This window comes from Bradyrhizobium sp. P2_E8 (genome assembly GCF_056403875.1).
This window is the reverse complement of sequence record NZ_JBFUES010000194.1, coordinates 1-9,436: the sequence shown is the minus strand read 5'-3', so window position 1 is coordinate 9,436 and position 9,436 is coordinate 1. Positions and strand designations below refer to the sequence as shown.

8 protein-coding genes are annotated in these 9,436 nt (G+C 65.0%); 2 read left to right on the top strand and 6 right to left on the bottom strand.

The genetic code is table 11. From position 1 onward, the window contains the following. Positions 1-61: 61 nt before the first annotated feature. Positions 62-457: a DUF3606 domain-containing protein gene (locus tag AC1D00_RS13450; protein ID WP_477011000.1), complete on the bottom strand. Its 396-nt coding sequence runs from the start codon at positions 455-457 to the stop codon at positions 62-64. 271 nt (positions 458-728) lie between these two features. Between AC1D00_RS13450 and AC1D00_RS13445 the strand changes: the two genes are divergently transcribed. Beyond that, complete coding sequence (locus AC1D00_RS13445; protein ID WP_007597071.1) at positions 729-869, top strand: hypothetical protein; 141 nt, start codon at positions 729-731, stop codon at positions 867-869. On the opposite strand, the gene AC1D00_RS13440 is transcribed toward AC1D00_RS13445, so the two are convergent. From AC1D00_RS13440 to AC1D00_RS13430, 3 genes are read right to left on the bottom strand one after another with little or no spacing between them, the layout of a single operon-like run. Further along, a complete protein-coding gene (locus tag AC1D00_RS13440) occupies positions 866-2,452 on the bottom strand; it encodes an ATP-binding protein (RefSeq protein WP_477010999.1) in 1,587 nt (528 codons plus the stop codon). The two genes, AC1D00_RS13445 and AC1D00_RS13440, sit on opposite strands and share 4 nt — an antisense overlap. Next, positions 2,449-3,153 carry a response regulator gene (locus tag AC1D00_RS13435; protein WP_477010998.1) on the bottom strand — a complete coding sequence of 235 codons (705 nt, stop codon included), beginning with the start codon at positions 3,151-3,153 and terminating at the stop codon, positions 2,449-2,451. Before AC1D00_RS13435 ends, AC1D00_RS13440 begins: the two co-directional genes overlap by 4 nt. 12 nt (positions 3,154-3,165) lie before the next feature. Next, positions 3,166-4,674 carry a DUF4153 domain-containing protein gene (locus AC1D00_RS13430; protein ID WP_477010997.1) on the bottom strand — a complete coding sequence of 503 codons (1,509 nt, stop codon included), beginning with the start codon at positions 4,672-4,674 and terminating at the stop codon, positions 3,166-3,168. A 189-nt stretch (positions 4,675-4,863) separates the two neighbouring features. Here AC1D00_RS13430 and AC1D00_RS13425 point away from each other — a divergent pair, with 189 nt between their 5' ends. Next, positions 4,864-6,207, top strand: coding sequence for a glycoside hydrolase family 3 N-terminal domain-containing protein (locus AC1D00_RS13425; RefSeq protein ID WP_477011001.1), 1,344 nt, complete (start codon positions 4,864-4,866; stop codon positions 6,205-6,207). On the opposite strand, the gene AC1D00_RS13420 is transcribed toward AC1D00_RS13425, so the two are convergent. Beyond that, a complete protein-coding gene (locus AC1D00_RS13420; protein WP_477010996.1) occupies positions 6,204-7,826 on the bottom strand; it encodes an ABC transporter substrate-binding protein in 1,623 nt (540 codons plus the stop codon). The two genes, AC1D00_RS13425 and AC1D00_RS13420, sit on opposite strands and share 4 nt — an antisense overlap. A 94-nt stretch (positions 7,827-7,920) precedes the next feature. Continuing rightward, positions 7,921-9,375 carry a dihydropyrimidinase gene (gene hydA, locus AC1D00_RS13415; RefSeq protein WP_477010995.1) on the bottom strand — a complete coding sequence of 485 codons (1,455 nt, stop codon included), beginning with the start codon at positions 9,373-9,375 and terminating at the stop codon, positions 7,921-7,923. Between the last annotated feature and the right edge of the window lie 61 nt (positions 9,376-9,436).

Below are 9,436 nucleotides of genomic sequence, written 5' to 3'. Positions count from 1 at the left end.
GGCCAGATGTCATCCCTGCCTCCAAGAGTCCGAAAATGAGTCCGAAAATCGGCCCGAAATCTCAGGCCGCCTTCTTCCGTTTGACCGTTTTCTTCGCCTTCCTGGCCTTTTTCGCCGCCTTCTGGGCTGCGAGGTACGCTTCCACCTTCCTGGAGGAATGGCCGGCTGCGGCCACGGCGGCCTTCAGCCTCGCCGGGGTGATCTTGAATTTCTTCGACCAGTAGCGGACCYCATAGGCCTCGCTGAGCGCGATCCGGCTCTTGTCGGAGGCGCGGTGCTTCTGGAGCTTGATGTAGGCCTCGACCTTCTTGGCGGAGTGGCCGACCTTCTTGACGGCGTATTTCAGCTTGGCCGGCGTCACCTTGAACTTCTTCGACCAATAGGCGACTTCGTATTTCTCGGTGAGCGCAATCAGGGCGCGATCGGCTCCGCCCCGCTTTGCCTTGCTGTCGGCCATGCTTCCCTCCTGCCATGGATGGCGTCCAGTCTAGCATGCAACCGGATTTGGAAGGCAAGGCGCGGGGCACGCGGGAATTGCGCGGCGGGGCCGTTTTGGTTCGGCGCGTCAGGCGGTTGTGCGGCGCGACCTGGCCTCGTGCCGGAGCAGGCTTTCTACTGTGCAKGGGGTTGTTTTCGCGTTTTTTTATTCCTCGCATGTCCGTGATGGAACCTTATGGCGGCTGGTGCGACTTAATCCATAGACACGGGGAGAAACGTGCGAGGCTGTCATGGCAGAGAAGCATACCGCCGATCCGGCAGAGATCATGCGGGCGACCGGTCACCCTGAACTGGAATATGCCGCCGGCTGGACCATCGCTGGTCTCGTCACCATCGGCACCATCGTCGCCGCCTGGGTGTTCGCGATCTAGGCGACTGGAAACTGCAGCTCGAAGGCCGCGCCCTCGTCGGTCGGCTTCAGCCTGATCGAGCCGCCATGGCTCGCCATCACCGCGCGCGCGATTGCCAGCCCCATCCCGGTGCCGCCCTGGTCGCGGCGGGTGGTGAAGAACGCGTCAAAGATCCTGTCGCGGTTCGGCGCCGAGATCGGCTCGCCGTCATTGCTCACCGTCAGAAGCAGGGTCGTCCGCTCGTCCACCGCCTCCAGCCTGATTGACCTCGCCTTGTGCCGCATCGCGTTGTCGGCGAGATGCGACAGCACGATCAGTGCCTTCTCGCCGGACATGCCGATCGTCCGGTCGAGGCTGCCGCTGGCCGAGATTGCGCTTGCCGGAAACCGGCTCCGGAGGTCGGCGATGACGGGCGCAAGCTCGGTGCGCTCGTTCTGCGGCAGGCTTTCGGCGCGGGCGAGCTCGCGCAGCCGCTGCGCCATCGCCTCCAGCCGCTGCGTGTCGGACAGGATGTTGGCGATGAACGTCGTCTGCTCGGCCGGCGTCAGGCTGCCCGACTTGCCTTGAACCGAATCCTGCAGCAGCTCGGCCGCACCCTTGATCGAGGTCAGCGGCGACTTCAGCTCGTGGGTGAGATGGGCCGAGAAGGTCGCGATGTAGTCGGAGCGCCTTGCGAGCTGCTCGGCCATGCCGAGGAAGCTATGCGAGAGCTGGGCGAACTCGCGCGTGCCGTAGTGCCGGAGCGGCCTGAACGCCTCGCGGTCACCACGTCCGATCCGCGCGGCGCGGTCGATCAATTCGCGCATCGGCAGCGTGATGGTGCGCGAGAATACCAGGCCGATCGCGATCGTGCCGAGGATCACGGCGAGCCCGGCCAGCACGAACTTGGCCCGCTCCTGGTAGAGATGGTCGAAGATGTTGCTCGGCGTCCGCGTGGTGTAGATTACCCCCGCAACGCGGTTGTTGACGATGACGGGCATCGCCGAGAACACGTGCACGCCGAGGCCGCGGCTGAAGGAATAGATCGGCGGCGGCGGCTTGTCCGGCACGCGGTTGCGCAAGGTGGCGCGGTACTGCCCGTGCAGCGCATCCGCGACCTCCTCGATATGCGCAAGCGACTGGCCGACCTCCTGGCGCCCGGCGATCACCACGCCTTGAGGATCGAGGATGCGAAAGCCCGCCAGCGTCACCTTCTGGGTCTCGCGGATGATCGGCGTCAGCCTTGCGCCGATCTCGACATAGGCCGGCTGTGCCGGGCGGATTGCTGCCTGCGCATCGGGCCGCCGCCGCAACAAATCGTTGGCGGTGAGGTCAAGCGCGGGCCGGATCGGCGTGACCTGGTCGCCGGGGTCGGGCAGCACGCCCGGCGGCACTTCTGTGCCGAGCGTGAGGCCGCTATCGAGCCGCGCGGTGACCTCCTGCGCATAGATCGTTGCCAGCACGCGGCTTTGCGCGATCAGCTCGGCCTGGGTCTGGCGGATGAGCTGGTTGTCGTAGAGGCGGAAGAAGAACAGGCCGACCAGCGGCAGCACCGCGACGGTTGCCAGCACCGCGAAAATGACGAGCCCGAGCGACGGCCGCCATTTGTCGGGCGCCGCGCTCATGCCTCTTTCTCGCAGCGGCCGAGCTTGAAGCCGACGCCGTGGATGGTCTCGATCACGTTGTCGCAGGCCAGCGCCGCGAGCTTGGCGCGGATGTTGCGGATATGGCTGTCGATGGTGCGATCGGAGACCTGGATGTTGAGCTGATAGGCCGCCCGCATCAGCTGTTCGCGGTTGAATACCGAGGTCGGCCGGGTCAGGAACGCGCGCAGGATGCCGAACTCGATCGCGGTCAGCTTCAGTGGCGTACCGGCGAAGGACGCGACATGCTGCTCGGGATCGATCAGCAGGCCGCCTTGCGCCAGCGCGCTCGGCCCGGCCTTGGCCTCGCCATTGCGCGGGCTCAGGCGGCGCAGAATGACGTTGACCCGCGCCACCAGCTCGCGCGGGCTGAAGGGTTTTGTCACGTAATCGTCGCCACCGATCTCGAGACCCAGGATGCGGTCAATCTCCTCGTCGCGCGCCGACAGGAACAGGATCGGCACGTCGGAGCTCTTGCGTATCTCGCGGCAGACGTCGAGGCCGTCGAACTCGGGCATGCCGATATCGAGCACGATCAGGTCAGGCTTGTCGGCGGCAAAGCGGGCGAGCGCCTCCTTGCCGTCGCGCGCCTCGATCACGTCCATGCCGGCCTTCTTCAGCGCGACGCGGATGACCTCGCGGATGTGGCCTTCGTCGTCGACGATGAGAATGCGATGCGCCAAGGATATCTCCGCTTAACCGGCCGGCTGATTGCCGGGCGGGTTCTTGACCTCGGCATCGAGCCTGCGTTGCAGCCGCCAGCTCCGAAAGCCCCAGCTTCGCCAGGCCAGATCCCGGTGCTGAAGTTCTACAAGCAGGTCGCGGCGCGACACAAGGCAGCTCTCATTGGCGCTGGGCCGCAGCAACATCGCCTTGTCGATTGCGGGCAACGCCTGCGGTCCGAGCGTGAGGAGGTAGTTGATATCGATCTGCACGCCTTTGCCTGACACTTCCCGGCTGTGGGCGACATTGTAGTCGGCAATGAACGCATCGAAGTTCACCAGCGAGGCACTATAGAGCACGATCGTTAACGCGATCAGGTTGGCACTGACGAGCCACCGGTTGGACCGGTCGAGCGCGATCCGGGCGACGATCAGGATCAGCCCGAGCGCCACCAGCCCCATCCAGATGAAGGCCGCGATGCGCCAGTAGGTCAGCATGTAGATGTCGACGTAGAGATCGAGGCGGAGGATGGAGGAGGCGACCAGCAGCACGTTCTGCCCCACCCAGAGATACACCAGCGGACGAATCACGTTCGATTTCTCCGCCGGTCCGCCCGGACGCATCGCCACCAGCACGAAGGCAGCGGCGAGCAGGGCGGTCGCGATCAGCGGATAGGCGCCGCGATGGGCGTAGGCCGCGTAGGTCAGGTTGGCCGGCAGCGCCACATGGCCCCAGAGATAGATGCCGTCGAGGATGGACTGTGCCGCGAACAGCAGGTTGAACAGGATCAGCGAGCGCAGAATCGCCGAGGGTCCCAGGAACTCGGCCGGGACCAGGGGCGGGAGCGGCGGCGGCACCGGGCCATCGTCGACCGTCGTGGTGAGAACCTTCCTGCGCCGCCAGCGCACATGGATGAATGGCCAGACCAGCGCCAGCATCAAAGTCCAGAACAGCACGCGCCAGACGCTGACATATTCGAAGACGACCTTGGGATTGAGCAGGGAGATCCACTGCTCGATCACCGGATTGGCCGCGGCGAACAGCGCGATGAACACCGTGCCGAGCGCCGCCGGTAGCAGCCAGAGCGCGATGCCGCGGGTGAAGGCCGACATGTTGAAGATCTGGAGCGTCTCGAGGAAGAACCTGAAGGGACCGAACAGGACAAAGTTGCGTAGCGCGCGGGCGCGGTCGGCGAGTTCAGTCGTCTCCGGGTTGGTCGCGAGCAGCAGCGCAATCGTCAGCGACGTGACCAGGATCAGGAACGACAGCGTATTGAGCTCCTCGACGGCGGGCATGAGACCGAGCATGAAGATCGTGCCGCCGATCGCCGCGCGCCGAAAATCCAGGACCGCATGGTTGAAGAGCACGGACACGCAAGCCATCGCGACGGCAAAGAGCGTGAGCGAAAGTCCGATCCGCTCGCCATAGAACAGCCAGTCGGCGAGCGCGGCCAGCGCCAGCGCGAGGCCGACCTTGGCCGGAATCGAGGAATACCTGATCGGCTGAATGTCCGCYGCGATCGTCGAAGCCAGGCTCGTCATGTCCGAAGGACCTCTCGTGATGGGTGACATCACGAAGTCTGACCGCTGCTTGTGCAGAAGGCGGGATCATCGTCTGCACGGTTTCAGGAGTCTTTTGCAGTTTTCGTGCAGGCGCGCTTTTGCCTCTCGCGCAGCGCAAATCGCTTTGTTAGGTGCGAAGCATTCATCACCTCTCCCATGTGGCGCATCATGCAATTCCTCCGCCGTATTGGTCTCATTCTGCTCTGGCTGGCCGCGCCCCTCGTCGCATTCGCGGCCGCGAACAAGAACGATCCTTATCTGGTCCCGCTGCGCGGCGCCGGAAACATCGTGCTTGTCGTTGCAAGCATCGCGATTGTCATTTTTCTGCTTCGCAGAGGGCGGTGGCGCACCATGGCCGGCAAGCTTCTCGTCGTAATCTGGTGCCTGCCGCCGCTGTTGATGTCGGCAGCGCATCTAAAGTTCGAGTTGCGCAAGCACGATGTTCTGGGGACCAGTGCCGTCGAGGCGCGCCAGCTCGGGCCTCACTTCATGGTCGGCTATTCCTCTTTTCCCGAGGTCGCGCGTCTTGCCGAGCAAGGCTTGATCGGCGGCGTCTACGTGACCCGGCACAACATCCGCGGCCGGACGGTCGAGACGCTGCGTGCCGAGATCGCGGCGCTCCAGGACAAGCGGCGTGCAGCTAGCCTGCCGCCGCTGGTCGTCGCCGCCGACCAGGAGGGCGGCATCGTCGGGCATCTCGCGCCGCCGCTGACGAAGGTGCCGGCGCTGGCGACGCTCACCGGGCTCGCCCCCGACGACCAGCAGGCCAAAGCCGAAGGGTTTGGCCGTATCCACGGCCGCGAGCTCGCCGGCCTCGGCGTCAACCTCAATCTCGCGCCGGTGCTCGACCTCAAGCCGCCGGGCCGCCGCAATCGTCTCGACTTCCACACGCTGATCGGTCAACGGGCGATTGCGACCGATCCCGTCGTGGTCAGCACAATCGCGAACGCCTATGTGCGCGGGCTGGAAGAGTCCGGCGTCGGCGCCACGCTTAAGCATTTTCCCGGCATCGGGCGCGTGCGCACCGACACGCATCATTTCAGCGCCAATCTCGACACGCCGGTTAGGGAGCTGGAAGCAACCGACTGGTTCCCGTTCCGCGAGGTGCTGTCGCGTTCGCGCAGCGCGCTCATGGTCGGCCATGTCACACTCACCGCCGTCGATCCCGATCGCGCCGCCTCGCATTCGAAGCGCGTCGTCCAAGGCATCATCCGCGACAAGTGGAATTACCAGGGCGTGGTGATGACCGACGACCTCGTGATGGGCGCGATCTACCAGCACGACGTCTGCAAGGCGGTGGTCGAGGCGATCAACGCCGGCGTCGATCTGCTGCTGGTCGCCTATGACGGTGCGCAGTTCTACCGGGTCTTTGCCTGCGCGCTGGACGGATCGCGGCAAGGCAAGCTCGATGTGGCGATGCTGCGTGCGAGCGAGGCGCGGCTGGAAAGGGGCTTTCCGACCGAGCAGGCGCGAGGCCCCTCAGGCCTCGTCCGCGTCGTTGATCGGCACTAGCCCTTCGCGAACTGACGGTAGTCCGGCTCGCGGTGAAACCAGAACTCGTAGCCGGTGACGCCCTTCTGCATGGCGACGTCGTGGATCGGCTGGTTGAGCGGAATGACGGGAACGTCACGCATGCAGAGCGCGATGAAATCCTTCACGGCCTTGTCGTACTCGGCTGCATCCGCGGTGAAGCGTGCCTTGTCGATCAGCGCGTCCATCTCCTTGTTTCGGTAGGAGGAGATGTTGAAGATCGAGTTGTTGCCGTGGAAATTCCAGTAGAAGTAATACTCGGGATAATCGAGCCAGCCGCTGAAGCGGTTGAGCGCGAGCGGCAGCTCCTTCTTGTTCAGCGTCGTGCGCCAGTTCGCGCCGGGGATCTTTTCGATCGACGCCTTGATGCCGATCTTGGCGAGGCTCTCCTGGATCAGGATCGCGGTCGGCTCGCCGACGGTCGCCGTACCGGTGTCGAGCGACAGCGTCGTTTCCAGCCCGGACTCGAAGCCAGCCTCCTTCATCAGGGCCTTGGCCTTGTCGAGATCAGTGACATAGGGAAACGGCTGCGGCCAGACCGGCTTTGAGACATCGGCCGCGCCGCCATACATGGGGACGGCGCGTCCGAAGAAGGCGCTGCTCTGGATCTGCTCGTAAGGCATCGCCCAGGCGATGGCCTGGCGCAGCCTGGCATTGTCGAACGGCGGCTTTGCCGTGTTCAGCGCGACGTACCAGAGCGCGTTCGGGATCGGCACGCCTGATACCTTGACCTTGCCCTCCCGGATGATCTGCTCGAAATCGCGCGGCGCAAAGCCGCTGGAGATATCGGCATCGCCCCGCTCCAGCATGGCGCGCCGGGTGCCTGCGGAGGGAACGTCGCGCGCGATCACGCGCTTGACCTTCGGCAGCGGCCCGCTCTTCCAGTCGTCGAAGCGCGCCAACACGGTCTCGCTGCCGGGCTTCCAGCTCTCGATCCTGTAGGCGCCGCCGCCGGCCTCGTTGGTCTTCAGCCAGGCCAGCGCCCACGGATCTTCAGGCGTTGCGTTCTTCTTCGCGAGCTCGGAGTTGATGATGAACGGCACGACCACCGCGACGTTGAACAGCAGCATCTTGTCCTTGCGGACGTAGTCGATGCGGAAGGTGTGGTCGTCGACCACCACGAACTGCTCGGGCTTTTCCAGCGATCCCGCCGACATCTGGAAGGTCGGAAAGCCGCCGACCTTCACCGCACGGTCGAACGACCATTTGACGTCCCTGGCCGTGACCGGCGTGCCGTCGTGGAATTTCGCGTCCTTCCGCAAGCGGAAGGTGCAGGACATGCCGTCGGCCGCGACCTCCCAGCTCCCGGCGAGTTCAGGCGCGAGCTTCTCGCGATCATAGGACACGGTCCCATCGGGCAGCGTCTTGAAGGCGTAGGTCAGCAGGCGATCGTAACAATTCCAGGACAGGCCGTTCACGGTCTGGTTGGAGCCGACGCCCTGCATGTCCAGCGAGTTCGGCCCCAGCTCCTGCACCACCAGCAGCGTCTCGGCGCGCCCCTGCGCCCGGGCGAAGCGTGGCGCGATCGCCATCATTCCGGCAATGCCGAGGCCACCGAGCACGACGCTGCGGCGGTTCATGTCGGAAGATGATGCGCTCATCGCTGCCTCCTTGAGAAAAAGTTGCGACATAAAGAGGCAAAGCGCGTGCCATCAACCGCGCTTCATGGCGTCGCATCCCGCGTGAATCGCGTTCTTACGGCGTCACCGCTCCGCGTGCGACCGCGCGCGGGGCGGTCAGCTCCTTCCAGGTCGAATTCGCCACATGTACCGGCGAGAAGGCGGGGCGTTCGACGTAGCGGCCATCGCCTGCCTCGGCGCGCAGATCGCCATCCGTCCAGACAATGCTGCCGCGCGACAGCGTCGCCGCCGGTCCGCCGGTGCAGGCAAAGCCCTCGAACACGTTGTAATCGATCCGGCTCATCTGCCGCTTCGCGCTGATGCTCTTCGTCGCCTTGGGGTCCCACACCACGATATCGGCATCCGAGCCGACGGCGACCGCGCCCTTGCGCGGATAGATGTTGAGGATGCGGGCGATGTTTGCCGAGGTCACCGCGACGAACTCTTCCTTGGTCAGCCGCCCCGTGGCGACGCCCGCGGTCCACAGCAGCGCGAGGCGGTCTTCGAGGCCGCCGGTGCCGTTCGGGATCTTCCTGAAATCGCCGAGCCCGAACCGCTTCTGCTCCGTGGTGAAGGCGCAATGGTCGGTCGCGACCACCTGGAGCGAGCCGGCTTGCAGGCCGGCCCACAGACTATCCTGGTGCGACTTGTCGCGGAACGGCGGCGACATCACGCGCTGCGCGGAATGATCCCAGTCCTTGTTCTGGTATTCGCCGGCATCGAGCAGCAGATGCTGGATCAGCGGTTCGCCGTAGACGCGTTTTCCCGCCGCGCGCGCCCGCGCGATCGCCTCATGCGCCTCGCGGCAGCTCGTGTGCACGATATAGACCGGTGTGCCCGTCATGTCCGCGATCATGATGGCGCGGTTGGTGGCTTCGCCCTCGACTTCCGGCGGCCGCGAATAAGCGTGGCCCTCGGGGCCGGTGACGCCGCGCGCGATCAGTGCCTCCTGCATCAGGGCGACGACGTCGCCGTTCTCCGCATGGACAACGGGCATGGCGCCGAGATGGGCGCAGCGCGCGAACGAGTTGTAGAGCTCGTCGTCGTTCACCATCAGCGCGCCCTTGTAGGCCATGAAGTGCTTGAAGGTGTTGATGCCGTAGGTTTTGACCACGGTCTCCATCTCGTCATAGATCTGCTTCGACCACGACGTCACCGCCATGTGGAAGCCGTAGTCGGTCGCCGCCTTCTCGGATTTGTGCCGCCACTCCTGATAGGCCGCGAGCATCGATTGGCCGGGATCGGGCAGGCAGAAATCCACCACCATGGTGGTGCCGCCGGTCAGCGCCGCCTTGGTTCCCGATTCGAAATCGTCGGCGGTGACGGTGCCCATGAACGGCATTTCGAGATGGGTGTGCGGATCGATGCCGCCCGGGATGATGTAGGCGCCGCCGGCGTCGATGATCTCGGCGCCCGTCGGCGCCTCAAGCGATGTCCCGACTGCGACGATGGTCTCGCCGTCGATCAGCACGTCCGCGCGGCGCGAATGATCGTGATTGACGACGGTGCCGCCGCGGATGAGGAGGGGCATGGGAGACTCCAGGGGAGAGGTGAGGGACGGCCCGAAGGCTAAGCGCACCACTCGCGATGCG